The organism is Mycobacteriales bacterium (assembly GCA_035550055.1).
GTDB lineage: Bacteria > Actinomycetota > Actinomycetes > JAFAQI01 > JAFAQI01 > DASZTV01.
Genome location: DASZRO010000005.1, coordinates 127,663 through 150,869, shown reverse-complemented (window position 1 = coordinate 150,869; position 23,207 = coordinate 127,663). Strand labels below are relative to the sequence as shown.

Here is a 23,207-nt window from a genome sequence, read left to right as displayed (position 1 = left end):
ATCCACGCTGGCCTCGCTTCGTGCTCGTCGGGTCGGGCGCCCTTGAACTTTTGTCGTTCTTAGTGTCAATATATCGGCGCAGGTGTCAAGGGCCATGGAGGACCACGTGCCGGTTCACGAGGATTTCGACGGGGTGCTCGCCGACACCCACGTGGACTCGACCCCGTCGTACCCGAAGCGGTCGGCCCCCGTCGGGGCGCCGAACGTGGTCATGATCGTGCTCGACGACACCGGCTTCGCACAGCTCGGTTGCTACGGCTCCTCCATCGACACCCCCAACATCGACCGCTTGGCGGCAGGCGGCCTGCGCTACTCGAACTTCCACGTCACCCCGTTGTGCTCGCCGACCCGCGCCGCCCTGCTCACCGGCCGCAACCACCACACCGTCGGCATGCGGTCGGTGGCGAACTTCAACACCGGGTTCCCGCAGATGACGGGCAAGATCTCGCCTCGGGCGGCGACGATCGCCGAGGTGTTGCGCGACGAGGGCTACGCCACGTTCGCGGTCGGCAAGTGGCACCTGTGCCCGGCGCTGGACTGCTCCGCCGCGGGACCGATGGACGCATGGCCGTGCCAGCGGGGCTTCGACCGGTTCTACGGCTTCCTCGAGGGCGAGACCGACCAGTTCAACCCGGACCTGTTCTACGACAACCATCGGGTCAGCCCCCCGGCGACGCCCGACGAGGGCTACCACCTGTCGGAGGACCTGGTCGATCGGGCGTCGGGATTCATCCACGACTCCGTGTCGGTGCGTCCGGACCGGCCGTTCTTCCTCTACCTGGCGTTCGGGGCGACGCACGCGCCGCACCAGGCGCCGCCGGAGTACCTCGCGAAGTACCGCGGCAAGTTCGACGCCGGCTGGGACGTGGCCCGCGACCAATGGTTCGCCCGGCAGCTGGAGATGGGCCTGGTGCCGGCTGGCACCGACCTCGCCCCCCGCAATCCGGGCGTCGAGCCGTGGGACTCCTTGCCGGAGGTCCAGCGGCGGCTCGCGGCGCGAATGCAGGAGGCGTTCGCCGCGTTCCTCGACCACACCGACGTACAGATCGGGCGGCTGCTCGCCGACCTCGACGCGCTCGGGCTGACCGACGACACGCTGATCATGCTGGTGTCCGACAACGGCGCATCCCAGGAGGGCGGACCGTACGGCGTGATGCACGAGATGAAGTTCTTCAACTTCATGCTCGAGACGCCGGAAGAGGCGATCGGTCGCATCGACGACATCGGTGGCCCGAACTCCCACGCCAACTATCCGTGGGGCTGGGCGCAGGCCGGCAACACGCCGTTCAAGTGGTACAAGCAGAACACCCACGAAGGCGGCGTGCACGTTCCGTTCATCGTGAGCTGGCCCGGCCACATCGCCGACCCGGGCGGCATCCGGCAGCAGTTCCATCACGCGGTGGACGTCGCGCCGACGGTGTACGACGCGATCGGGATCACACCGCCTTCGACGTACCGCGGCTACGACCAGCTCCCGATCGCGGGCAGCTCGATGCGCTACTCCTTCGACGCGGCGGACGCGCCCACGCCGCGGACCGCGCAGTACTTCGAGATGAACGGTCATCGCGGCATCTGGCAGGGCGAGTGGAAGGCGGTCACCCGCCACACCCAGAACGTGCCCTACGACGAGGACCCGTGGGAGCTCTACAAGGTGTGCGACGACTTCTCCGAGTGCCACGATCTCGCGGGTACCGAGCCGGACAAGCTCGCCGAGATGGTGTCGCTGTGGTGGGACCAGGCACGCGAGCACGGCGTGCTGCCCCTCGACGACCGCACGATCGAGCTGTTCATGACCAGGTACGACGACAACTCTCCGCACCCGACGTCGCGGCGCTACGTCTACCGGCCGCCGATGTCCCCGCTGCCGGCCCAGGCCGGCGCGACGCTGGCCGGCAACCGGTTCGCGATGACGGCGACGATCACCCGAGCCGCCGGGGACGACGGGGTGCTCCTTGCGACGGGGACCGCGAACGCCGGGCTGTCGTGGTTCGTCGAAGACGATCGACTCGTCCTCGACTACAACGGTTTCGGCGACCACACGGTCTGCGTCTCCGACACGCAGCTGCCGGTGGGTGACTGCCAGGTCGGGCTGCGCTTCACCCGTGACGGCGGGGCGGGAGACTTCGAGCTGCTGATCGGCGACATCGTGGCGGGAAGCTGCCACGTGCCGATGGCGATGCGGATCATGTCGAGCATCGGTCACAGCATCGGCTTCGACCACGGCTCGCCGGTGAGCCCGCGCTACGCCAGTCCGAACGCGTTCGCAGGAACCATCCACCGGATCGAGATCGAGACCGGCAAGCTCAGCAGGTTCGACGCCGAGGTCGCCGCCGCGGAGGCGATGTCGCGCCAGTAGTGCGATGCGGATGGCACATGCGAGCTACAGCGGCACCGAAGGCACATGCGCTCTACGGTTCGTCGTAGCCGTCGACGACGTACATGTTGGCCTCGGCGGCGCCTTCGCGAACCTTGCGGGCCGCCGCGTACGCCGCACCGTGGTACCAGTCGACCGCCGCCTGGCGAGTGGGGAACTCGATGACCACCGTGCGACTCGGCGGCGCGTTCCCTTCGAGTACCTCGGACTCGCCCCCACGCACGATCAGCCGGCCGCCGGCGGCGGAGATGCTCGCCGCTGACAGAGGCTTGTACTTGTCGTACTGCTCCGGATCGGTCACGCGACCCTGGTAGATGACGTAAGCGGGCATGCCCGCATCCTGTCAGGCGCGACAGCGGACAGCCGAGCTGCGGGTCGGGCCGTACGTCGCGCTGTCGGCCGCGTCGATCGAGCGGGATCCGCCGACAAGTCACCCGTGATCTGCGTCCTGCCCGGAAACGGTGGGTACGGAAGAACTCATGGACCGCATCAAAGGAACCGTGAAGCAGGTAGTCGGGGCGGTGACCGGCAACGCTCAGCTCGAGCACGAAGGCCGGTTGCATCGCGAGAAGGCCGACGCGGCAGCGGAGGCGGCACGGCGTAGCGAACAAGCCGAGCGCGCCAGCGCAGCTGCAGAGCTTGCCGAACGCGAGCAGGCGCTCGACGCGGAGCGCAAGCGACTGGCCGCGGAGACCGCTGCGGACCGGCGCGAGCAGGCCGCCGAGCAGGAGCGGCGCGACGCTGAGCGAAGCGCCGACGAGGCGGCGCAGCGGCAGGCGGCGGCAGCCGAGCGCTCCGCTCAGGCCCAGCAGCAAGCTGCCGCGGCTGAGCAGCAGCAGGCGGCCCGCGAGCGCGCCGCCGAGGAACGTCGAGCCGCAAACCTTGCCGCGAAGGCCGACGAGGCCGAACGCGTCGCGAACTCGCTGGACGCTCTCAACGACGAGGAGACCTCATGACCCTCATGAACCACGCCAAGCACGTTCCCGGCGCGCTGTCACGCGCGTACTTCACTGCACTGCGGCTGCCGCTGCACCTCGCCGAGCGCGCCGCAGGGCAGGCCGGCAACGACCAGTGGCCACCGTCGATGGCGGTGGAGGGACTGCAGGCCAAGGTGGAGTCGATCGTGGGGGCCATCACTCGCGACGAGTCACTGAGCCGCAGCGCCGACCTTCGTTACGCGAAGCTCGCGAAGCTGCGCGACGCGGCCGTCCTCGAGACCGAAGCAGAGCTGACCCGGGAACGCGCGGCTGACAAGCTGGAGCAGCGCCGGGAGGATGCGGCGAGACGCCGGTCGGCCGCCGCCCAGCAGGCCGAGAAGCAGAAGGCCGCCGCGCAACGCCGGGCTGAGCAACGCAAACAGGAGGCGAGCCGGAAGGCCGCGGACAAGGTCGCCGCGTCACGCGCCGCAAAGGTGAAGGGCGACGAGGTGATTGAGCGACAGGAGCGGGCGGCCAAGCTGCAAGTGCTCGCGAACGAGGAGCAGGCGCTCCAGCGCGAGAAGGAGGCAGTCGACGCCGAGGCGGCCGTCGAGCGGATCGATGAGGCCATCGATGCCAGCAGGGAGTCACGCGCCGCGGGCTCCTAGCGGGCCACGGACGGCGCCCGGGTGATGCCCGGGACGGTCACTCGTGCCTGGGGTGAGGCAGGCTGTACGTCGTGGCGGTCCGACTTCGTGACGCGATGGGTCGGCTGCCGGCCTATGTCGCGGGTCGCAAGGCGCCGGGCGCGGTCGTCCTTGCCAGCAACGAGTCGCCGTACGGGCTGCTGCCGGCGGTTGCCGCGACGATCGACGGGATCACCGCTGGCGTCAGTCGCTACCCGGACATGTCGGCGACCGCCCTGGTCGACGCCATCGCCGGCTATCACGGCGTCTCACCCGATCAGGTCGCGGTAGGGGCGGGCAGCGTGGAGGTGGTCGGCCAGATCGCCTCCGCCGTCGTCGACCCGGGGGACGAAGTCGTGTACGGCTGGCGCGCGTTCGAGGCCTACCCGATCATCACCACGATCGCCGGCGGGCAGTCGGTGCAGATCCCGCTTCGTGCGCACGTCCACGACCTCGACGCCATGTCCGAGGCGATCACGGATCGCACCAAGCTGGTCATCGTCTGCAATCCGAACAACCCGACGGGCACCGCGGTCGGCACCGAGCTGACGGCGTTCGTCGACCGGGTTCCGGACGACGTGCTCGTGGTGGTCGACGAGGCCTACCACCATTACACCGATCCGGATGTCGTGCCTGATGCGCTCGTCGTCTTGCGTGACCGGCCCAACGTGGTCGTCACGCGCACCTTCTCCAAGGCGTTCGCCCTCGCCGGGCTGCGGGTCGGCTATTGCATCGGTGCAGCGGACGTCGTGCAGGCGGTGCGCAAGACCCAGATCCCGTTCAGTGTCAGCGCACTCGCCCAGCAGTGCGCGATCGCGGCGCTCGGCGATGAGGCCGTCGTCGCCCGGCGGGCCGCCATGACCATCGCCGAACGCGACCGGGTCGCCGCCTCGCTGCGCGACGCCGGCTTCGACGTGCCGCCGTCCCAAGCGAACTTCGTGTGGCTCCCCATCACGAACGCCGCCGCAGCCTTCGCGGAGCACTGTGCGGGCGGGGGAGTGCTGGTACGCCCGTTCGCCGGTGACGGGGTGCGGGTCACCATCGGTCTTCCCGAGGAAAACGACCGCTTCCTGGCGCTCGCCGGCACGTGGGCGCAGGCCCACCCGTCCTGATCGGCGCCTCGATGCGGGTTCGGTCCGGCGGGCTGGTCGGCGCCGTCGCAGCGTTGGCCGGCGTCGGGCTGCTGCTCACCGTGCCCACCATCGTGGTGAGTGGTGTGGACGCCGGAGCTCGAGCGGTCGCGGCCGTCGCGGCGGTGGCGCTCACCGGCCTGCTGGGTCGGATCTTCTTCGTCGGGCTGCGCCTCGACCCGACGAAGATGACGGTGTACGAGGTGTTGTCGACCCACCGGTTCGAGCGCGCCGACGTGCTCGGCCTCGCCGTGGAGCGGGTTGCCAGAGGCCGGTGGCAACGGATCGTCCTGGTGTGCGCCGACGGCCGCATCGTCCCGGCCAGCTGGACGATCGCCGGCGTGCGCGACGACGCGTGGGTGGCTCGCGCGGTGCCGCTCGGGTACGGCTTCGGCGAGACCCAACAACGGGTCGCCGCGACGCTCGCCGAGCAGAACCGGCTCGCCGCGGAGGCCGGCCTGCCGTTGGCCACCCGTGACCCGGGACTGACGCCGGCGACGGTGTCCCCGGTCGCGGACGGCCCGGCGCGGCAGTGGCTCGGGTGGGAGACCGGATTCGTCGTCGCCGCCATGGCGCTGCCGGGCATCGCGGCGGCGGTGACGATCCTCGCCCAGCACATCGGGGGAGTCAGCGATCTCGACGAGTTCGACCTGCCCCTCGCGCACCACCCCGGCATCAGCCTCGTGCTGCTCATCTTCGGATACCTCACGACGGGCCTCGTGGTGCCGATCGCGCTGTTGCAGCTCGCGCGTAGCGGCCAGCCGCCCGCGACGCTCGGCCTGCAACGCAGCGGTCTGGGGCGTGACGCGGTCAACGCGGTCGGGCTGCTGGCCGCGTCGTGGATCCTCACCGGCATCGTCGTGGCGCTGCTCTCGATCGGCGGCAGCGGCAAGTTCACCAACACCGCGTCCGACTCGCACGTCCCGGCGTACTACTTGGTCTACGCCGTCCTGCTGTCGGCCACCACGGCGATCAACGAGGAAGTCATCGTCAACGGCTACTTCCTGACGCGGCTGTCACAGCTCGGATGGAGTCGTTGGCCGGCGTTCGCACTGAGCTTCGCAGTGCGCGAGTCCTACCACGTGTACTACGGGGTCGCGTTCCTTGCGACGATGCCACTCGGCTACCTCGTGACCCGCTCGTTCCAGAAGCGAGGTCGGCTCGGGCGAGCGATCTTCACGCACTTCGGCTTCGACGTGGTCTCGCTCTCGATCGCCGTACTGACCTCGTAGTAGCGCGTCAGCTCACCTTCGCCAACGCGGTGAGGTAGACCTCGCTGCCCACGTCCAGCGCGAGCTCGTGCACCTGGTTGCGGGTGAGCTGGACCGTGATCGGCTCGCCGCCGTCCGACGGCGAGGCGACGACACGAGTCTCGAACCCCAGTGAGATCACCCGCTCCAGCCTGGCTCGCTGGCCGCCCGCTTCCGCCTTGGTAGACACATGGATGTCGTGGGGGCGGACCAGCCGCCCGCCGAGGGTCGTGACCGGTCCGAGGAAGCCCATGACGAAGTCGTTGGCCGGCCGGTCGTAGAGGTCTTCCGGCGTCCCCGCCTGCTCGATCCGGCCGTGGTTGACGACGATGATCCGGTCGGCGATCTCCATCGCCTCCTCTTGGTCGTGCGTGACGAAGATCGTGGTCGTGTGCACCTCGTCGTGGAGCCGGCGCAGCCAGTCTCGCAGCTCCTGGCGCACCTTCACGTCGAGCGCGCCGAACGGCTCGTCCAGCAGCAGCAGGCCGGGCTCGACGGCGAGCGCGCGGGCGAGAGCCATGCGCTGCCGTTGCCCGCCGGACAGCTCAGAGGGGTAGCGCGCGGCGAACCCGTCGAGGTGCACCAGCGCGAGCAGCTCGGCGACGCGTGCCTTGATCCGATCCTTGGGCGCCTTCTGGATCTTCAGCCCGAACGCCACGTTCTCCCACACCGTCATGTGGGTGAACGCCGCGTAGTGCTGGAAGACGAAACCGATCCCGCGCTGCCGGGCCGGCACGTTCGTGACGTCGACGTCGTCGATCTCGACGTGGCCGCTGTCCGCGGTCTCGAGCCCGGCGATGATCCGAAGCAGCGTCGACTTGCCGCCGCCGGATGGGCCCAGCACCGCCGTCAGATGGCCCGGCTCGATCTGGACGCTGACGTGGTCGAGCGCATGAAAGTCCCCGAAGGACTTGCTGACGTCGCTGACCTTGATGCTCATGAAGCGTCCTCCGACGTGCGGTGTCGGCGCGCGCTGAGCGTGGTCATGCCGACGAGGATGAGAAGCGAGATCACCGCGAGCAGCAGGCCCGCGCTGTACGCCGCTTGCGGGTCGAGCTGGTTGACCCGGTTGTTCACGTAGAGCGGCAGCGTGAGGCTTCGTCCCACGATGTTGCTCGAGACGATGTTGACCGCGCCGTACTCGCCGAGCGAGCGGGCAACCGTCAGGATCGTGCCGTAGACGACCGCCCAGCGGATGGCCGGCAGCGTCACGCGGAAGAACGCCTGTAGCTGCGAGGCGCCGAGCACCGCCGCCGCTTGTTCCTGCTCGGTGCCGAGCTCCTCGAGGACCGGCACCACTTCCCGTACCACGAACGGCAGGCTCACGAAGATCGTGGCGATCGTCATTGCCTTCCAGGTGAACAGCACCGGGATGCCGTGCGAGAACAGGTAGGTCCCGATCCAGCCAGTCCGGCTGTAGAGGACGAAGACCGCGAGCCCGACGACCACCGGGGACATCGCGAAGGGCAGGTTGATCAGTGCGTCGACCAGCCAAGGCAGCGGCATCCGGCGTCGGGCGAGCAGCCAGCCCGTGGCGACCCCGAACACGATGTTGACGGGGACGGCGATCAGCGTGATCAGCAGCGAGAGCTTCAGTGCGGAGGTCGCGTCCGGGCTCGACAGCGCGTCCCACACCGGAGACACGCCGTGCTGGAAGGTGCGGTAGCCGACCATGACGACGGGCGCGACCAGCAGTGCGGCGAGGTAGAGCAGCACCGAGTAGCGCAGCAGGTACTTAGCCATGCCGGGCCGCGTTCCGTCTCGTGACCAGGCCCGTCACGACGAAGATCACCAACGCCATTGCCAGCAGTACGACGCCGATCGCGGCGGCTTGTTGCGGCACGCCGTTCTCGACGTCTTGGAAGATGACCTGCGAGGCGATCTCGCTGCGCGGCAGGTTGCCGGAGATCAGCACGACCGAGCCGAACTCGCCGAGCGCTCGGGCGAACGCCAGCGAGGCTCCGGTCAGGGTTGCCGGCAGGATCGCCGGAAGGATGATGCGCCGGAACACGGTCCACGGCTTCGCGCCCAGACACGCAGCGGCGTCCTCGACGTCGCGCTCCAGTGTCAGCAGGACGGGCTGCACCGCGCGCGTGACGAACGGCAAGGTGACGAACAACAGCGCGAAGAGCACCGCGATCCGGGTGCCCTCGACGTTGACGCCGACCGGGCTGTCGGGCCCGTAGAGGCTCAGCAGCACCAGTCCGGCGACGATCGTGGGAAGAGCGAACGGCAGGTCGATCAGCGCGTTCACGACCCGCTTGCCCGGGAAGTCGTCTCGCACGAGCACCCAGGCCAGCGCGACGCCCGTCACCGCATCCACCGCGGCCGCGGCGAGTGCGACGAGCACCGTGAACTCCAGCACCGATCGGGTGTGCGCCTGCGTGATGCTCGACCAGAAGGTGTGGTGCGCCGACTGGCTGATGACGGCCGCGACGGGCAGGCCGACGAGCAGTGACAGGTACAGCATCGACAGCCCGGGGCCCACCCCCGCCGCGACCGGTCGCAGGAGCGAACGGCGGCGGGGATGGGCCTTCGCGCTGAAGGAGTTGCCCGGAAGTGCGGCCTCAGCCACTCGCGCCGTCACCGAGATCGTTGAGAATCTTGGTGATCGAGCCGTCGGTCGAGTCGAAGAACTGGTCGTTCACCTTTGTCCAGCCCCCCAGCGAGTCGATGGTGAACAGGCCGGGCGGGGTCGGGAACGTCTTCTTGTCGAGGTCGGCGGCCACCACCGGGCGGTAGCCCTCGGAGGCGAAGATCTTCTGGCCGGCGTCGGAGTAGAGGAAGTCGACGAACGCCTTGTCCAGCGTCGGGTTCTTGGCCTCGCTGGTCACCGCGATCGGGTTCTCGATCAGGATCGTGTCCGGCGGCGTCACGTACTGCACCGCGTCGCCCGCCTGCTCTGCCTCGATGGCCTCGTTCTCGTAGCCGATCAGCACGTCACCCGTCCCGCCGACGAATGCTGCCGTCGCGTCGGAGCCACTGTCCGGCAGCGAAACGGTGTGCTGGAGCAGCTCCTTGACGAAGGCGAGCGCCTGGTCCGGCGTCTTGCCCTCCTTGAGCTCCGCGCCGTACGCGGCCATCAGGTTCCAGCACGCGCTGCCCGAGCTCAGCGGGTTCGGCGTGACGACCTTGACGCCGGGCTTGATGAGGTCGTCCCAGTTGGTGATGTGCAGGGGGTTGCCCTTGCGCACGATCAGCGTGGCGACCGAGTCGGTGATGATGCCCTTGTACTGGTTCGCGTCCCAGTCCGCAGGCACCAGGCCTGCGGCCACCAGCTTGTCCATGTCCGAGCTGCGGGAGAACTCCACGACGTCGGCCGGCTGGCCGCTTTCCACGGCACGCTCCTGGGTGCCCGACGCGCCGTAGGAGCCGTTGAGCTTGACTCCGGCACCGGCCCCCGTGGCGTTGAACGCCGGGAGCAGCTTGTCGTACGCCTTCTGCGGCGTCGAGTACGCGACCAGGTTGATGGTGCCGCCGCCACTCGAGGAGCTCGTACCGCCCGATGAGGAGCTGCCGCACGCCGCGGTCAAGCCCAGTGCGGCGACCGTTGCGAGACTGGCGGCGATCCGCTTGTTTGTGGTCACGTTGTGCCGTTGCCTTCCAGTGAGTCTGAATAGAGACGACTTATCCAATAAACACAACCATCTTGATCAAGAAAAAATCGGTTGTCAAGTCGAGTGCGGCGTACGGCGTGCCGCGCGGCCGGGGATAATCGCCCGGCCATGCGCTTTCGGGTCGTTGCCGCGCTCGTCACCGTCGGGTTGGTGGCCGCGTCGCCCCTCTATGCCAACGCGTGGCCTGCCGCGAAGCACGAGCGCGTTCCGCACGTCGGCCGGCTCACCACGGGCGCTCAGCTCGTCCGGCTGGCGAACGTCTTCGCCGGAACCGACACCACCCTCGCCGACCAGCACACGGGAGGCAGCGCCGGCAACATGAGCCCGGCCGCGACCGCTCCGTTCGGGATGCTGTCGTGGGGCCCGCGGACCAGTCCGGACTCGGTCGCGTTCGGCGCCGGATACACCTACTCCGACACCAAGATCGTCGGCTTCGACCTGAACCGGTTTCAAGGCGGCGGGTGCACCGGCTTCGGTGACGTCCCGATCATGCCGACGACGGCGACGATCTCCTCCAGCCCGGCGCGCCTGCTCAGCGCGGCGACGGATCCGGTCCTGACGGCGTCGTTCGACCACGCCCACGAGTCAGCGTCACCGGGGCGCTACTCGGTCACGTTGAACCCGGGCACCACCAAGGCCATCCGCGTCGACCTGGGAGCGGCAACGAGGGCCGGGGCGGGCAGGTTCAGCTTCCCGCGATCGGCATCGACCGGCACGCTCGTCGTCAACGCCGGCGGCAGTCAGACCCCGGACACCGCGGCCGCCGTCCGCATCCTGCCGGCCCGCCACAGCGTGGACATCACGGTGCGTGGGGGACGCTTCTGCGAGCAGCCCGTCGGCGACACCCTGCATGTCGTGCTCCGGTTCGACCGAGCGTTCGGGTCGTTCGGCGTGTGGCAACGGCAAGGCTTCCGGGAGGGCGGCACCCACGCCAGCAGCCGCGCTGCCACCGGCCTCGGCGACGTGCCCGGCGCCGGCATCCCGCCGCTGCCCGACTCACTCAGCGCGACGGCGCAGGCCGGCGCGGTGCTGCGGTTCCCGCTTCGCGCCGACCGCAGCGTCGGCGTTCGGGTCGGCATGTCCTACGTCGGCATGGCCGGGGCGCGCGCGGCACTCACCCGAGAAGTCGCCGGCCGGTCGGTCGCCGACGTGCAGGCCGCGACCGCGCGCCACTGGGCTGAGCTCATGAACCGGATCCGGGTCGCCGGCGGCGCACCCGTCGACCGCCGGATGCTTGCCACAACGCTGTACCAGTCGCTGCTTTCGCCGCAGGTCATCAGCGACGTCGACGGCCGCTACCCGGGGATCGACGGCCTGGTCCATCGCGCGCACGGCTGGACCGCGTTCAGCCAGATGAGCCTGTGGGACGAGTACCGCACCCATGCTCAGCTGCTCGCCGTCCTCGCCCCGCGCCAGGCCGCCGGCATGGCGCGGACGTTGATCGCCGACTGGCGCAGCGCCGGCTTCCTGCCGCGATGGCCGGTCGTCGGCGGCAGCCCGGACATCATGGTCGGTGACCCGGCCGTGCCGTTCCTCGCCGACCTCGAGGCGTACGGGGTGACCGGCTTCAGCCGGCGTGCCGCCGTGGCCGCCGCCGTACACGGCGCAGCGAGCAACGGTGTCGACGACGAGTCACCGCGGATGCTCGCCGGCGTCCTGGACCCGGAAACCCTCGCGGGTGGCTACTACGCCGAGCGCCCGGCGAACCCCGCCTACCTCGCGCTGCACTACGTGCCGGCCGAGCTCGACGCCTCGACCAACACGACCGGCGGCATCGAGTTCCTCGCCAGTCCCGACCTGGTGTGGGGGAGCGCTTCGACCTCGTTGGAGTACGCCACCGCCGACTTCGCCACGTCCCGGCTTGCGCGCGCGGCGCACGAGCCGGGGATCGCCGGCCGGTTCCAGTCACGAGCCGGCTGGTGGCGCGAGGACTTCGACCGGGCGGACGGCTACGTCGAGCCACGCAGCCTGTCCGGGGTGTTCCTGCCCATCGGCAAGACCGGACCGGCGCCCGGCTTCGTCGAGGGAGACGCCAGCCAGTACACCTTCATGGTCCCGTTCGACGTGGCAGGCGTGGAGCAGGCGCTCGGCGGGCCCGCCGCGATGGTGAACCGGCTCGACGCGCTGTTCACGAAGCTCAACGCAGGACCGAGCTCGCCGTACGCGTTCCTCGGCAACGAACCGGGCCTCGACACTCCGTACGAATACCTCTGGGCCGGCCGCCCGGATCTCGCCGAGTCGGTCGTGCACCGTGCGATGGACGAGATGTACGCGCCCACGCCGGACGGCTACCCGGGCAACACCGACGGCGGCACCATGACCTCCTGGTGGGTCTGGAACGCGATCGGGCTCTACCCCGTCATACCCGGCGACGACGTGATGACGGTCGGTGCGCCTCGCTTCTCGCGGGTCGTCATCGTGCTGCCGCGCGGCCGGTCGCTGACGGTCCTCGCGCCGGGCGCCAGCCGGAACACGCCGTACGTCGCATCCGCTGAGCTGGACGGTTCCGCTCTGCGCCGGGCGTGGCTGCACTTCGCGGCGATCCGCCGAGGGGCGACCCTTCGGATCGCGACGGCGACCGCTCCCGGCACCTGGGCCGACCGGCCGGCCGACGCGCCCCCGTCGTACTCCTAGCGGCTTGCCGGGGTGGGCGGGCCGCGATGGGTCGCCCAGGCGAAAACCTGGGCAACACCCATAAAATGGGATCACTCGGTTGAGCCTCCAGCCGGTCGGTCCAGTCCAAGCCAAGCCGTCGTCGGCGGCGTGTTCCAGGCGGAGTGTGGGGTGAGCAACGCAGCAGGGCTGCCGCCCGTGGCGGGCCGGGCCGTGCTCCTCGTCGAGGACGACCTCGGCGACGCGGTGCTGGTGAAGGAGCTGCTCTCCGACACCGACCCGGCCATCCACATCGAGAGCGTCGCCAAGCTCGAAGCGGCCTTGGCGGCGCTGCCCGGCGACTTCGACTGTGTGCTGTTCGACCTCGGGCTGCCCGACGCGACCGGGCTGGGTGCCTTGCGTGCCGTGCTCGACGCCGCGCCGGACCTGCCGGTGATCGTGCTGACCGGGCTGGCCCAGGAAGACAGCGGGCTGGCCGCGGTGTCGATCGGTGCGCAGGACTACCTGATCAAAGGGCAGGTCGACGGTCAGCTGCTGCGGCGGTCGATCCAGTACTCCGTCGAGCGCAAGCGCGCCGAGCAGCAGCTGCGCCGGCTGCACGCCTCGGAGCTGCGCGCCGCCGAGAACGAGCGGCTGCAGTGGGGGTTGCTGCCGCTGCCGATCGTCGACGACAAGCGACTCATGGTCGTGACGCGCTACCAGCCCGGCCATGAAGGGGTGCTCGGCGGTGACTTCTTCGACGTGGTCGAGACCGAGGACGGCCGGCTGCACATCATGGTCGGCGATGTCTCGGGTCACGACATCGACGAGGCCGCCCTCGGGGTCGCGTTGCGCATCGCCTGGCGCACACTCGTGCTGGCTGCGACGAGCGACGCCGACGTCCTGCCGATCCTCGACGCGGTGGTGGCGAGTGAACGCCGCAATGACGAGACGTTCGCGACCTTGTGCACGGCGGTGATCGAACCGGACCGCCGCCACGGTTCGTTCCACCTCGCCGGTCATCCGGCGCCGTTGATGCTCGGTTCGCCCGTCTCGCAGCTACCCGCGGACCGCGTCGGCGCGCCCCTGGGGCTGATCCCGGACTCGCGATGGGAGCGGCGCACGTTCGAGCTGCCCGAGAACTGGCGGCTGATGCTGTTCACCGACGGGCTGGTCGAAGGCCGGACCGGTGAGGGCAGCGACCGGCTCGGCGTCGAACGCCTGCTCACCGTCGCCGAGGAGTGTCACGACTTCGACAGCACGCCCCTGCTGGTCGACCACATGATCGCCAGTGCCCAGCGACTCAACGGCGCCCCGCTCGTCGACGACGTCGCGGTCGTGGTGGTCGAGTGCCGAGCCTGAGCACCTGGTCGCTGCGACGTCGCCTCGCCGTCGCAAGCGTTACCGGAGCGCTCGTGCTCCTCGTCGTCGTGGCGATCGCCGCCGCGCTACTCGTCGCCGTCCGGTCCCAGCAGCGTCTGGTGATCGATCGCTATTTCCGGGCGGTGACCCTCACCAACGCGCGCTTCGTCGACCAGGTCGACGCGGAGACCGCCGTACGCGGTTACGCGCTGACCCACGACCCCGCCACCTTGCAGCCGCTGGACAGCCTGCGGTCCGCGTCGTACGCCGCCGACGAGCGCACGGTCACCAGGCTGGTCCATGGCGACGGCGCCACGATCAGGGCGCTGGGGGCATGGGATGCGGCCAGCAACCGCTGGTACGACGAGTGGGCCGAGCCGGCCATCAGCCAGATCGGCACCGACCCTGGTGCCGTTCTCTCGCGGGCGACCGTGCTGCGCGGGAAGCAGCTCTTCGACATCGTCAGGTCGGCGTACCGCACCTTCTCCGACCGGCTGGTGGCGAAGCGGCAAGCCGCCAGCCACCGGCTGACGACGCTGACCACTCTGCTGTTCGTCGCGGTGGCGTTCGCGGTCGTGATGGTGCTGCTCGCAGCGGGGGCAGCGTGGATTGCGCTGCGGCGCTGGGTGCTCGACCCGCTGTCCGGACTTGCCGGGGAGACCCGGCTGGTCCAGGCCGGCGAGCTCGACCACGAGGTCCGCGTCAGCGGCCCGCGCGAGATCCTCGCCGTGGCCGGCGACGTCGAGAACATGCGGCGCGAGCTCGTCGCGCACCTGGCACAGGTCGAGCAAGCGAGGGTCGAGCTCGAACGCGCCGGCGCCGAGCTGGTGACGCGCGCCGAGGAGCTGGCGCGCTCCAACCGGGATCTCGAACAGTTCGCCTACGTCGCCTCTCACGACCTCCAGGAGCCGCTGCGCAAGGTCGCGAGCTTCTGCCAGCTGCTCGAGCAGCGCTACCAGGGCCAGCTCGACGAGCGCGCCCACTCCTACATCGCATTCGCAGTCGACGGCGCGAAGCGGATGCAGCAGCTCATCAACGACCTGCTCGCGTTCTCCCGAGTGGGCCGATCCAGCGCACCGTTCGCCGACGTGGACCTGGGCTGGGCTCTCGACACCGCTGTGCAGAACCTGTCGGAGACGATCGCCGAGGCCAACGCCGAGATCGTGCGCGAGCCGCTGCCCACCGTCCCGGGTGATCCCGCGCTGCTGACGCAGCTGTTCGCGAACCTGATCGGCAACTCGGTGAAGTTCCGCGGCGAGGTGCCGCTTCGGATCACCATCACCGCGACGCGCCGCAGGCAGGTGTGGGAGCTGTGCTGTGCCGACAACGGGATCGGGATCGATCCGCAGTACGCCGATCGCATCTTCGTGATCTTCCAGCGGTTGCACGGCAAGGACGAGTACGCCGGCACCGGCATCGGGTTGTCGCTGTGCAAGCGCATCGTCGAACACCACGGCGGCACCATCTGGCTCGACCGCGACCACGTCGGGGGCGCGGCGTTCCGCTGGACGCTGCCTGTCGTCGACCGTCGCGTCGCACCCGCACCCCTGTACACCCCGTCCCACCCGGAGGCATCGTGATTCGCGAGGTGCTCGGCACCATCGACGTCCTGCTCGTCGAGGACGATCCCGGCGACGTCGCGATCACCCGCGAGGCGTTCGAGGAGAACAAGGTTCAAAACCGGCTCCACGTCGTCACCAACGGCGTCGAGGCGATGGCGTTCCTGCGCAAGGAGGGCCGCCACGCCGATGCGCCGACGCCGGATCTCGTGCTGCTCGACCTCAACCTGCCGAGGATGGACGGGCGCGAGGTGCTCGCCGCGATCAAGGCGGACGAGGGCTTGCGGAGCATTCCGGTCGTTGTGCTGACGACGTCGGAGAGCGCCGAAGACGTCTCGACGAGCTACTCGCTGCACGCCAACGCCTACGTGACGAAGCCGGTCGACTTCGAGCGGTTCCTCGCGGTGGTCCGCCAGATCGACGACTTCTTCGTGTCCGTGGTGCGGCTGCCGGGCCGCTGACCGGACGGGTGTGCGGGGCGGCGGCCGTCTGCTCGACCGCCGTCCCTTCGCCCGCCCGGCGAGCGGGCAGGCAACGGCTAGTTTTCCCGCTTGCCGCCGTTTGACTCGGCGATCGAGCGGGCGAGATCCCGCAGCTTGATGTTCATCCGCTGTGAGGCCGTCCGGAGCTGGTCGAAGGCTTCGTCGGCGGTGAGGTCGGACTGCGCCATGAGGATCCCCATCGCCTGTCCGATCAGCCCACGGGTCTCGAGGGCGGCGGTCAGCTGGGCCTCGCGCTGTGAGGCGTCGAGCAGTACACCGGTGACCGCGGAGAGCAGCATGGCGACCTGCATGTCGGCGCCGTCGAACGCGTCCGGTCCTGCGGCGTACATGTTCAGCGCGCCGAGTGCACGCGGCGGATCACCGACGACGAGCCGGCAGGCGAGCAGGCTGAAGATGCCCACTTCCGCCGCCGTCCGGCGGGAGAACTCGGGCCAGCGCGGGTCCTTCGAGGTGTCCGCGGTGTAGACCAGCGGCTCGCGCTCGGTCGCGGCGACCCAGCATGGACCCTGCTGGGTGTCGTACTGGATCCGGTCCACCTGCTCTGCTCGCGGGTCGTTCGCTCCGCGAGTGCGGATGCCGGAAGCGACCAGCTCCGACACGCTGCAGAACTCGCAGCCGTCGATCATCGTGCACGCGACGGCGGCGACGCGGCGCATCGTCTCGTCGACGTCGTCGGAGACCTCGAGCAACGCGACGCTCTCCTGGAACGCCGCATCGATCTCGCTCGGCGCCGCGGCTGTGCTGGGGTCGGTCACTGATCGCCTCTCGCAGGTGAGTACGAGGGCCGACGGCTTGACCCGGGTTGCGCTGTCATGACTCGCCGCTCCTGACGAATCGCTGCCGAGACTAATCGAGCCCCTCAGTCATTCCCGGCTGTAGCGCAGATACAGCAATCCGTTGCGGGTGAGCACGTGCCGCAGCTCCAACCGGGTGGGTGCCGTCAAGGACGACGTCGGCTGCGGCGTCGTCGGCTGCAGCCCGGTGAGGAAGGGCGAGACGGTCAGGCACATGTCGCCCACGAGCTCGGCATCGATCAGTGTCGAGAGCAGGAACGGGCCGCCTTCGCAGAGCACCCGCGGGAGGCCCGCCTCGCGGAGCCCGTCGATGATCCGTGCGGGCTCGATCGCCGTGTCGCCCGCGACGAGCACGTCGCCGAGCTCGCCCAGCGCCGGCTGTGCGGTGGCGGTCTGCTCGGTGGTGATGATCACCGGCCGGGCCTCGCCCGCGAAGATGCGCAGCTCCGGTGACAGGGCGCCGCGGGCGGTCACGACCGCGAGCCGGGGCAGCGGATCGTGGCCGGCGGCCCGGCGCTTCGCCTGGAGCTCCTCGGACAGCTTCACCGGGCCGTAGTGCTCGGCGGCCACCGTCGCCGACCCGACCAGAACGACGTCGGCGTATGAACGCAGGTGGCCGAGCAGCACCTGGTCGGCGGGGTCGGTGACCGGCTTCGTGCGGCCGTTGAACGCGGCACCACCGTCGAGTGTGGTGATCATGTTCGCCCGCACCCCGACGTACGGCTCGCCGTAGTAGCGATCGAGCTCGTCGACGTCCTCCGGCAGCAGCGGGATCGCCACGAGCTCGCTCATGCGCCGGGCACCAGCGTCGCGCTCACTCTGCGACGGTAACCGACCCGCTGGATGGGGATGACTAGGGCAAACCCACCCGAGTTGGCCATGGCTCTCGCCGAGGGTGGGGCTGAATACTGGGCAGGTGATGACGACGCGCGCTCGGTTGTGCCTGCTGCTCGGCGTGCTGGCGGCGACGGTCGCGGTGGTGCCGGAGTCCTTCGCTTCGACGCCGACCGCATCGGCCGCTACCCCCGATGTGCTGGTGATCGACGGGCCCGGCGGGGTCGGGGAGAAGGTCGTCGGCGCGCCAGGGGTGAGCGCGGTGTTGCCGCGGCTGAACACGCCGTACGGAATCGCAGCCGATCGCGGCGGCGACGTGTTCGTCGCCGACATGGGCAACAGCCGCATCGTGGAGATCGCGGCCACGGGGGCCGAGTCGGTCATCTCACCGACCGTCGACGGCAAAAATCTCGACCAGCCGTGCGGCGTTGCGGTCGACGCCGCAGGGGACCTGTTCATCGCGGACACGTTCAACAGTCGGGTGGTCGAGGTGCCGGCACACGGGGTGCCGTCAGCGCTCGACCCGAAGGTCGCCGGCAAGCGGCTGCGCAGGCCGCGCGGGGTTGCGGTGGACGGCGCCGGCGACTTGTTCGTCGCCGACACGGCCCACAGCCGGGTGGTCGAGGTGCCGCGGCACGGCAAGCCGAAGGTGATCGACACCACGGTGGCCGGCGCAGGCTTGCTTCACCCGGCAGGTGTGGTCGTTGCGCGCGACGGGACCCTGTATGTCTCGGACCAGGGTCACCAGCGCGTCGTGGCGGTGACGGGTGGCGCGGCGGTCGCCGCGTACGACCCCACGGTTCACGGCAACTCGCTGCTGCGCCCGCTCGGCCTCGCTCTCGATTCGGCCGGGGACCTGTTCATCGCCGACTCCGGCCACAGCCGGGTCGTCGAGCTGCCCGTGTCAGGCCAGCCGCGTGCGATACACGCCACGGTCGCCGGCTCCCGGCTGCTCGACGACGAAGGCGTCGCCGTGGACGGCGGGGGAGACGTGTACGTCGCCCAACCGGCCATCGTCAACTACACGCAGCTGGACGTCGGCCGCATCGTCGAGATCCCTTCCCATGGCACGCCGCACGCGATCGGCCCAGCGGTCGCCGGCTTCGGGGTGTACCCGGACGGAGTCGCGGTTGACGCGGCCGGCGCCCTGTTCGTCGCTGACGCGTATCGCGCCCGGGTCGTCGAACTACCCGCCAGTGGTGGCGCGCCGGCGGTTGTGTACCCGACCTCGGACAGCGACCCGGTCGTCAGCCGCGACATCGCCGTCGACTCGTCCGGCAACTTGTTCGTCGCCGACCCGCCCGACAAGGGCGTGCTGGAGGTGCCGGTCGGCGGCGGGTCGCCGAAGCTGATCGCACCCAGAGTCGACGGCGCCGCTCTCAACGATCCGGAGGAAGCGGCGGTCGACGCCGCAGGCGACGTCTTCATCTCCGAGTACCGCCACGCCCGCGTCATCGAGGTCCCCGTCGGTGGTGCACCGCGGGTGATCGAGCCGACAGTGAACGGCGAACCGATCGGCAAGCCCTACAGCATCGCGTCGGACGCGGCCGGTGACCTCTATCTCGCCGACACCTCGCACCACCGGGTCGTGGAGGTGGCCTCCGACGGCGTCGCCAGGGCGATCGACCCCGTCGTGAACGGCAAGCGGTTCGACTTCGTGGCCGGACTTGCCGTCGACGCGCACGGCAACGTCTTCGTGGCCGACACTCGCGACTACCAGGGCAAAGGCAACGACCGCGTCGTGGAGATCCCCGCGCACGGCAGCGCGACGGTCGTCGCCGCCGGGTCGGACGCCGCCGCGTGGACCACTCCGTACGACCTCGCGGTGCTACCCGCCGGATAGCCGGCCCAGCGTCGGACGATCACAACGACAGGCGCGCCACGATCTCGTCCCAGAGCTGCTGGTAGGCCGCGGTCGCCGGGGAGCTCGCGGCGTACGACGCAACTGGGCGCCGACGCTGGCCCATCCGCTCGATCGTGGCGCTCAGCGGAACGACGGTCTCCGCGATGTCGCCATAGCTGCCGTGGACCAGCTCGATCACGTCACGGTGCAAGGCTCTGCGGCGGTCGACCATCGACAGGAACGCGAGGATTCGTGCACTGCCGCCGCATTCGGAGACCAGGTCGACGAGCTGGTCGAGGGTGCGCATCGACAGCGGTGAGGGCACGATCGGCGTCAGGACCAGATCCGCGGCGCGGACGACGTTGGTCGACAGCAGGGTCAACCCGGGCGGGCAGTCGAGGACCGCGACGTCGTAGGCGTCTCGGACCTCAGCCAGCGCCTTGCTGACCCGCTGCTCACTCTTCTTCGCGGCCGCGAGGTCGAGATCCGTCGCGGCGTAGGAGCCGCTGGCCGGCAGCACGTCGAGGAGGTCGTCTGCCGTCGCCCGGATCGCCGCGGCCACCTCGCTCTTGCCTTGGAGCAGCTTCCGGCTGCCGCCTTTCACCTTCGGCTTGGTGCGCAGCAGGTAGCTGGCCGCCGCCTGCGGATCGAGGTCCCACAGCAGGGTGCGCCGACCGCTGCCGGCGGCGAGCCAGGCGAGGTTGACGGCCGCCGACGTCTTGCCGACCCCGCCCTTCACCGAATAGCTCGCGATGACCTTCACGACGGGGGATGGTCGCACGGCTGGGTTAACGATCTTGCCGGTTCGGCCGTCTGAGAGGGTGTCGCCCGTGTCCGAGCGCGAACCCGCTGTCCTTGCCCATGCGCGCGCCACGGTGCTCCCGACCGGCGCCGGCCTCGACGCGGACGGTGTCCTCGCGTGCCTGCGGCTGCCGGATGAACAGGTCCCGGCACTGCTCGAGCTCGCCCACGAGGTGCGGCAGCGCTGGTGCGGCGAGGCCGTCGAGGTCGAGGGCATCGTCAGCGTCAAGACCGGTGGTTGTCCCGAGGACTGCCACTTCTGCTCGCAGTCGGGTCGCTTCGAGACCCCGGTTCGGGCGGCGCGGCTCGACGTGACGGAGCTGGTTCGCGCGGCGCGCGAGACCCGCGACACCGGTGCGACCGAGTTCTGCATCGTCGCCGCGGTGCGCGGCCCCGACCAGCGGCTGCTCGACGACGTGCAGGCCGCGATCGAGGCCATCCGTGCGGACGGCAACGACGTACAGATCGCGTGCTCGCTCGGCATCCTGACCAGCGACGACGTCGACCGTCTGGTCGGGATGGGAGTGCATCGCTACAACCACAACCTGGAGACCGCTCGGTCGTTCTTCGGCTCGGTCGTGACGACCCACACGTGGGAGGAGCGGCGGGCCACCCTCGAGCTGGTGCGTGGCGCCGGGATGGAGGTCTGCTGCGGCGCGATCGTCGGGATGGGCGAGTCGCTCGAGCAGCGGGCGGAGCTGGCGAGCCAGCTGGCCGATGTGGCGCCCGACGAGGTGCCGTTGAACTTCCTCGACCCGCGACCGGGCACCCCGTTCGCCGACCTGCCGGTGCTCTCGGCGACGGACGCGCTGCGAGCGGTCGGCGCGTTCCGGCTGGCCCTGCCGTCGACGATCCTTCGGTTCGCCGGTGGCCGTGAGGTCACGCTCGGTGACCTCGGCACCCGCGACGGGCTGCTCGGTGGGGTCAACGCGGTCATCGTCGGCAACTACCTGACGACGCTCGGCCGGCCCCCCGCCGCCGACCTCGCGCTGCTCGAGGAGCTGCGGATGCCGATCAAGACCCTCACCTCCGCCCTGTAGCGCTCGCTGGTCCGGGATGCGCTGCACCGGCTGCGGGAAGGAGCTCGCCGACGACGTCCACGATCGTTGCCGGCGCCGAGCGCCGTACGAACCGCCGCGGTTCTGCGCGTTGTGCGGCCGGCGGATGGTGGTCCAGGTGACGCCGTTGTCCTACACCGCGACCTGCTCGGTCCACGGGGAGACCAGCCCTGACCCTCGGCGCGACAGGCCGGACTGAGTCCCCCGAACGGTCCCCGACATCCGCCGCCGTACGTGCCATGATGCGGCCACCGGCGCAGGCACCCACGCTGCTCCCGACGCCGGACCTGCGCAGGGCATGCTGCCGCTTCCCCCGGTGGTGGACGGGAGGGTGCGGTGAAGCGTCGACCGCTACGCGCCGCTTCGCTGTGGGGTGGCTTCGCGGCCTTGCTCCTGGCGCTTCCGGCGCCCGCGGCCGCTGCACCGGCCAGGCCGCTGCACCTGCCGCCCCGGATCTCGATCGAGCTGCCCGGCCGGCTCGGGACCATCACCGTGCCGCTCGGTCATCACGCGGCGCCGCAAGCGCGTCGGGACGGCTCGGCTGCCGCGCCGAAGGGTGTAAGGACCGCGGCATCGCCCGGACGTGTGCGACGGCAGCCGCGAGCCCTCACCGGTCCGGTTGCGGTCACCGCACCCGGACTGATCTCGGTGGTGCCGGTCGGTCCGTTGCCGTCGGCGCTTCGCCCGCGGGTTGCCGCGGCGGCACCACGTCCCGTCGCGCGCAGCGCCGGTGGCTCGCCGTCGCCCGACACGCCGGCGCCGCCACTCGGCTTCTGGTTCGCGGTGGTGCTGGTGGTGTTGGTCTTCGGGTCGACGTCGTACCTGATCGGCGACCGCCGGCGCTACAACGTCGCGGTGTCGATCACGAACCGGTAGCGCACGTTGCTGTCCACGACGCGGTCGTAGGCCTCGTCGATCCGATCGGCCGAGATCGTCTCGATCTGCGCGCCGATCCCGTGGTCGCCGCAGAAGTCGAGCATCTCCTGGGTCTCGCGCATGCCGCCGATGCCTGATCCGGCGAGCCGGCGCCGGTTGGTCATCAGGTTGTAGAACCGCACCGGCATCGGTTCCGGCGGTGCGCCGACATTGACCATCGTGCCGTCGAGACGCAGCAGTGACAGATAGGCGTCGAGCGGCAGCGGCGCGGAGACCGTGTTGACGATCAGATCGAAGCTCTTCTCGAGGTCCTTCAGTGCCGAGAGGTCTCGGGTCGCTACGTAGTCGCTCGCGCCGAACGCCAGACCGTCGGCTTTCTTCGCGTCGGTCTGCGAGAGGACGGTCACGTCGGCGCCGAGGGCACTGGCGATCTTCACCCCCATGTGGCCGAGACCGCCGAGGCCGACGATCGCGACCCGCTTGCCCGGCCCGGCCTCCCAGTGCCGAAGCGGCGAGTAGAGCGTGATGCCGGCGCACAGCAGCGGCGCGGCGACGTCCAGCTCGAGGGAGTCCGGGATCTTGGCGACGAAGTGCTCGTCGACCACGATGTGGCTCGAGTACCCGCCCGCGGTGGGTCGGCCGTAGCGGTCGATGGCGTTGTAGGTGCCGGTGTTGCCGGGCACGCAGTACTGCTCTTCGCCGACCCGGCAGTTCTCGCACTCGCGGCAGGAGTCGACCATGCAGCCGACGCCGACGCGATCGCCGACCGCGTGCTTGGTCACCTGGTCGCCGACGGCGTCGACGACTCCGGCGATCTCGTGCCCCGGCACGAGCGGGAACGTGATCTTGCCCCACTCCTCGCGCGCCGTGTGGATGTCGGAGTGGCAGATGCCGGCGTACGCGATCGCGATCACCACGTCGTGGGGGCCGGGATCACGCCGCTCGATCGTCGTACGTTCGAACGGAGCTTTCGGTCCGGGCGTCGCCCACGCCGTCACAGTGCTCATGCTG

The 23,207-nt window shown here is 70.0% G+C and carries 22 protein-coding genes; 13 read left to right on the top strand and 9 right to left on the bottom strand.

The genetic code is table 11. The features are described from left to right. Positions 1–106: 106 nt before the first annotated feature. Positions 107–2,356: an arylsulfatase gene (locus VG899_01080; GenBank protein ID HWA64947.1), complete on the top strand. Its 2,250-nt coding sequence runs from the start codon at positions 107–109 to the stop codon at positions 2,354–2,356. A 52-nt stretch (positions 2,357–2,408) separates the two neighbouring features. On the opposite strand, the gene VG899_01075 is transcribed toward VG899_01080, so the two are convergent. Then, entirely contained in the window at positions 2,409–2,705 is a 297-nt protein-coding gene (locus tag VG899_01075; GenBank protein HWA64946.1) for a DUF1330 domain-containing protein, read from the bottom strand. Positions 2,706–2,853: 148 nt separating this feature from the next. On the opposite strand from VG899_01075, the gene VG899_01070 reads away from it, so the two are divergent. From VG899_01070 to VG899_01055, 4 genes are all read left to right on the top strand, one after another. After that, positions 2,854–3,330 (top strand): hypothetical protein, encoded by a 477-nt coding sequence (locus VG899_01070; GenBank protein HWA64945.1) that lies wholly within the window; start codon positions 2,854–2,856, stop codon positions 3,328–3,330. Then, positions 3,327–3,959 carry a hypothetical protein gene (locus tag VG899_01065; GenBank protein ID HWA64944.1) on the top strand — a complete coding sequence of 211 codons (633 nt, stop codon included), beginning with the start codon at positions 3,327–3,329 and terminating at the stop codon, positions 3,957–3,959. The genes VG899_01070 and VG899_01065 overlap by 4 nt, the downstream gene beginning before the upstream one ends. A gap of 71 nt (positions 3,960–4,030) precedes the next feature. After that, positions 4,031–5,089 (top strand): histidinol-phosphate transaminase, encoded by a 1,059-nt coding sequence (hisC, locus tag VG899_01060; GenBank protein ID HWA64943.1) that lies wholly within the window; start codon positions 4,031–4,033, stop codon positions 5,087–5,089. A gap of 11 nt (positions 5,090–5,100) precedes the next feature. Further along, positions 5,101–6,339: a CPBP family intramembrane glutamic endopeptidase gene (locus VG899_01055; GenBank protein ID HWA64942.1), complete on the top strand. Its 1,239-nt coding sequence runs from the start codon at positions 5,101–5,103 to the stop codon at positions 6,337–6,339. A gap of 7 nt (positions 6,340–6,346) precedes the next feature. Here VG899_01055 and VG899_01050 read toward each other — a convergent pair whose 3' ends face one another. The 4 genes from VG899_01050 to VG899_01035 are packed head-to-tail and all read right to left on the bottom strand — an operon-like array spanning position 6,347 to position 9,944. Further along, positions 6,347–7,297: a TOBE-like domain-containing protein gene (locus VG899_01050; protein ID HWA64941.1), complete on the bottom strand. Its 951-nt coding sequence runs from the start codon at positions 7,295–7,297 to the stop codon at positions 6,347–6,349. Continuing rightward, on the bottom strand, positions 7,294–8,100 hold the full coding sequence (locus tag VG899_01045; GenBank protein ID HWA64940.1) for a sulfate ABC transporter permease subunit: 807 nt from the start codon (positions 8,098–8,100) through the stop codon (positions 7,294–7,296). Before VG899_01045 ends, VG899_01050 begins: the two co-directional genes overlap by 4 nt. After that, positions 8,093–8,932 (bottom strand): sulfate ABC transporter permease subunit CysT, encoded by an 840-nt coding sequence (gene cysT, locus VG899_01040; protein HWA64939.1) that lies wholly within the window; start codon positions 8,930–8,932, stop codon positions 8,093–8,095. The genes VG899_01045 and cysT overlap by 8 nt, the downstream gene beginning before the upstream one ends. After that, positions 8,925–9,944 (bottom strand): sulfate ABC transporter substrate-binding protein, encoded by a 1,020-nt coding sequence (locus tag VG899_01035; protein HWA64938.1) that lies wholly within the window; start codon positions 9,942–9,944, stop codon positions 8,925–8,927. The genes cysT and VG899_01035 overlap by 8 nt, the downstream gene beginning before the upstream one ends. A gap of 138 nt (positions 9,945–10,082) precedes the next feature. Between VG899_01035 and VG899_01030 the strand changes: the two genes are divergently transcribed. From VG899_01030 to VG899_01015, 4 genes are all read left to right on the top strand, one after another. Continuing rightward, positions 10,083–12,608, top strand: a complete 2,526-nt coding sequence (locus VG899_01030) for a GH92 family glycosyl hydrolase (protein HWA64937.1) — start codon at positions 10,083–10,085, stop codon at positions 12,606–12,608. A 150-nt stretch (positions 12,609–12,758) separates the two neighbouring features. Then, positions 12,759–13,928, top strand: coding sequence for a SpoIIE family protein phosphatase (locus VG899_01025; GenBank protein ID HWA64936.1), 1,170 nt, complete (start codon positions 12,759–12,761; stop codon positions 13,926–13,928). Continuing rightward, positions 13,916–15,508 (top strand): ATP-binding protein, encoded by a 1,593-nt coding sequence (locus VG899_01020; protein HWA64935.1) that lies wholly within the window; start codon positions 13,916–13,918, stop codon positions 15,506–15,508. The genes VG899_01025 and VG899_01020 overlap by 13 nt, the downstream gene beginning before the upstream one ends. Further along, on the top strand, positions 15,508–15,948 hold the full coding sequence (locus VG899_01015) for a response regulator (protein HWA64934.1): 441 nt from the start codon (positions 15,508–15,510) through the stop codon (positions 15,946–15,948). Before VG899_01020 ends, VG899_01015 begins: the two co-directional genes overlap by 1 nt. 77 nt (positions 15,949–16,025) lie before the next feature. Here VG899_01015 and VG899_01010 read toward each other — a convergent pair whose 3' ends face one another. Next, positions 16,026–16,745, bottom strand: coding sequence for a GAF and ANTAR domain-containing protein (locus VG899_01010; protein HWA64933.1), 720 nt, complete (start codon positions 16,743–16,745; stop codon positions 16,026–16,028). Between the two features lie 108 nt (positions 16,746–16,853). Continuing rightward, positions 16,854–17,576, bottom strand: coding sequence for a pyrimidine reductase family protein (locus tag VG899_01005; GenBank protein HWA64932.1), 723 nt, complete (start codon positions 17,574–17,576; stop codon positions 16,854–16,856). A 127-nt stretch (positions 17,577–17,703) separates the two neighbouring features. On the opposite strand from VG899_01005, the gene VG899_01000 reads away from it, so the two are divergent. Next, the gene (locus VG899_01000) at positions 17,704–19,461 is read left to right on the top strand and encodes an NHL repeat-containing protein (GenBank protein ID HWA64931.1); all 1,758 of its coding nucleotides are present in this window, start codon (positions 17,704–17,706) and stop codon (positions 19,459–19,461) included. A gap of 19 nt (positions 19,462–19,480) precedes the next feature. Here the strand turns inward: VG899_01000 and VG899_00995 are convergent, their stop codons facing one another. Next, positions 19,481–20,224 (bottom strand): ParA family protein, encoded by a 744-nt coding sequence (locus VG899_00995; protein ID HWA64930.1) that lies wholly within the window; start codon positions 20,222–20,224, stop codon positions 19,481–19,483. 67 nt (positions 20,225–20,291) lie between these two features. On the opposite strand from VG899_00995, the gene bioB reads away from it, so the two are divergent. The 3 genes from bioB to VG899_00980 all read left to right on the top strand — a co-directional run bounded on the left by bioB (position 20,292) and on the right by VG899_00980 (position 22,196). Then, the gene (gene bioB / locus VG899_00990; GenBank protein ID HWA64929.1) at positions 20,292–21,302 is read left to right on the top strand and encodes a biotin synthase BioB; all 1,011 of its coding nucleotides are present in this window, start codon (positions 20,292–20,294) and stop codon (positions 21,300–21,302) included. Positions 21,303–21,318: 16 nt separating this feature from the next. After that, positions 21,319–21,519, top strand: coding sequence for a hypothetical protein (locus VG899_00985; GenBank protein HWA64928.1), 201 nt, complete (start codon positions 21,319–21,321; stop codon positions 21,517–21,519). A 137-nt stretch (positions 21,520–21,656) separates the two neighbouring features. After that, positions 21,657–22,196, top strand: a complete 540-nt coding sequence (locus VG899_00980; GenBank protein HWA64927.1) for a hypothetical protein — start codon at positions 21,657–21,659, stop codon at positions 22,194–22,196. On the opposite strand, the gene VG899_00975 is transcribed toward VG899_00980, so the two are convergent. Beyond that, complete coding sequence (locus VG899_00975; protein HWA64926.1) at positions 22,163–23,203, bottom strand: NAD(P)-dependent alcohol dehydrogenase; 1,041 nt, start codon at positions 23,201–23,203, stop codon at positions 22,163–22,165. The genes VG899_00980 and VG899_00975 overlap by 34 nt on opposite strands. Positions 23,204–23,207: the final 4 nt, after the last annotated feature.

Excerpts from the sequence above, each read along its gene's own strand:
- VG899_01045 (HWA64940.1), bottom strand. The coding sequence starts at position 8,100 with ATGGCTAAGTACCTGCTGCGCTACTCGGTGCTGCTCTACCTCGCCGCA.
- VG899_01070 (HWA64945.1), top strand. The coding sequence starts at position 2,854 with ATGGACCGCATCAAAGGAACCGTGAAGCAGGTAGTCGGGGCGGTGACC.
- VG899_01065 (HWA64944.1), top strand. The coding sequence starts at position 3,327 with ATGACCCTCATGAACCACGCCAAGCACGTTCCCGGCGCGCTGTCACGC.
- VG899_01030 (HWA64937.1), top strand. The coding sequence starts at position 10,083 with ATGCGCTTTCGGGTCGTTGCCGCGCTCGTCACCGTCGGGTTGGTGGCC.
- VG899_01050 (HWA64941.1), bottom strand. The coding sequence starts at position 7,297 with ATGAGCATCAAGGTCAGCGACGTCAGCAAGTCCTTCGGGGACTTTCAT.
- VG899_01055 (HWA64942.1), top strand. The coding sequence starts at position 5,101 with ATGCGGGTTCGGTCCGGCGGGCTGGTCGGCGCCGTCGCAGCGTTGGCC.
- VG899_01075 (HWA64946.1), bottom strand. The coding sequence starts at position 2,705 with ATGCCCGCTTACGTCATCTACCAGGGTCGCGTGACCGATCCGGAGCAG.
- VG899_00975 (HWA64926.1), bottom strand. The coding sequence starts at position 23,203 with ATGAGCACTGTGACGGCGTGGGCGACGCCCGGACCGAAAGCTCCGTTC.
- VG899_01005 (HWA64932.1), bottom strand. The coding sequence starts at position 17,576 with ATGAGCGAGCTCGTGGCGATCCCGCTGCTGCCGGAGGACGTCGACGAG.
- VG899_00985 (HWA64928.1), top strand. The coding sequence starts at position 21,319 with ATGCGCTGCACCGGCTGCGGGAAGGAGCTCGCCGACGACGTCCACGAT.
- VG899_01000 (HWA64931.1), top strand. The coding sequence starts at position 17,704 with ATGACGACGCGCGCTCGGTTGTGCCTGCTGCTCGGCGTGCTGGCGGCG.